The following is a 1158-nucleotide window of genomic DNA, read 5'->3' as shown; positions in this document are numbered from 1 at the left end:
AAAGCAGGCGCCCCCCGCACCTACTATTTTATTTACGCAACATCCTCATACTCATGACGATAATAATCATCTTCACTACCAAATCTTGGAATTGCCTCATCATGAATTTGATCATCTTCAGTTAAAGAGGCGGCGCTATGAATATAAGAATCCCCTGAGACAAGAGCACCACAAACCACGGCATCATCGAATACACGCGATTCATCACAAATATAAGCCACATCACTTATTTTTGCATTGCCACCGACATGAGCATTATCACAAATAACAGATGAATCAGAAATACGAGCATGCCCGCTTACAGAGGCTTTATCATAAATTTTTGCATTACCTTCAATTACAACAGTGTCTTGAATATGGGCGTTGCCATAAACCTCACAATAATCATTTATTGTCATGCCTTCAAAAATAGCATTGCCATAAATTTGTGCATCGCCATAAACGTCTACAAAAAAGCTTTTCACTTTACCATTTTCATAAACCCGTGCATTTTGAAAGACGCGTGCTTTATCGTAAACCCAGCAATTTCCGTCATGAGAGAGGTTATCTTCCTTTTCAATATAACCACCAAGATCCCCTTTTTTGACATCATCAAAATCTCTTAAGGCTCTAATTCGCTTTAAGAAATGACCATCGATATATTCACAATCATCAATAAATTCATATTTTTTGGAGATAGCGTTCATAATGAACTCCTTTAGGTTATAATGTTTTGAATTGACTCCTATAAAGGCGTCGGGCGCTCAAAACACAGCCTAAAGTCTGTTGTTATGCTTTCCCCGTAAGGGTATTATATGACATAACTACACCCGACAAAATCATTATACGTTTTTAAAACATAAAAGACAGTCAGTTTTTGAAAAGCAAAGAAAGATTGTTTCGTAATCTATTCGCTTTAGGATTAGTGTTTTGATCACTTAAGTATTTATATAGCAAAATACCCATTTATTGTCAACTGTTTTTTGTCTTTTTTTGGTATTTTTTATAATATTTTCAAATATTTATCTCATAAAATAGCTTATAATTTTTATCTCTTTCTTTGATAGGATATGCCCCTAAAAGCTCTCCCTTCTAATCATGATTTCGGAGCCGCGTGAGAGGGACGAAACAAGCCGTTAGGTTCTTTGTCAAGGACGCCGTTAGGCGCCATGTAATGGT

The 1158-nt window shown here is 36.2% G+C and carries 1 protein-coding gene; it reads right to left on the bottom strand.

Going from position 1 to position 1158, the window contains the following annotated elements:
* Window positions 1–32: 32 nt before the first annotated feature.
* Window positions 33–686, bottom strand: a complete 654-nt coding sequence (locus tag PVV63_RS10255; RefSeq protein ID WP_273791759.1) for a hypothetical protein — start codon at window positions 684–686, stop codon at window positions 33–35.
* Between the last annotated feature and the right edge of the window lie 472 nt (window positions 687–1158).

It is taken from the genome of Bartonella sp. CM31XJBT (genome assembly GCF_028618555.1).
Classification (GTDB): domain Bacteria; phylum Pseudomonadota; class Alphaproteobacteria; order Rhizobiales; family Rhizobiaceae; genus Bartonella.
The sequence above is the reverse complement of the archived record's forward strand: the minus strand, read 5'-3'. Positions and strand labels throughout refer to the sequence as shown.

Excerpts from the sequence above, each read along its gene's own strand:
- PVV63_RS10255 (WP_273791759.1), bottom strand. The coding sequence starts at position 686 with ATGAACGCTATCTCCAAAAAATATGAATTTATTGATGATTGTGAATAT.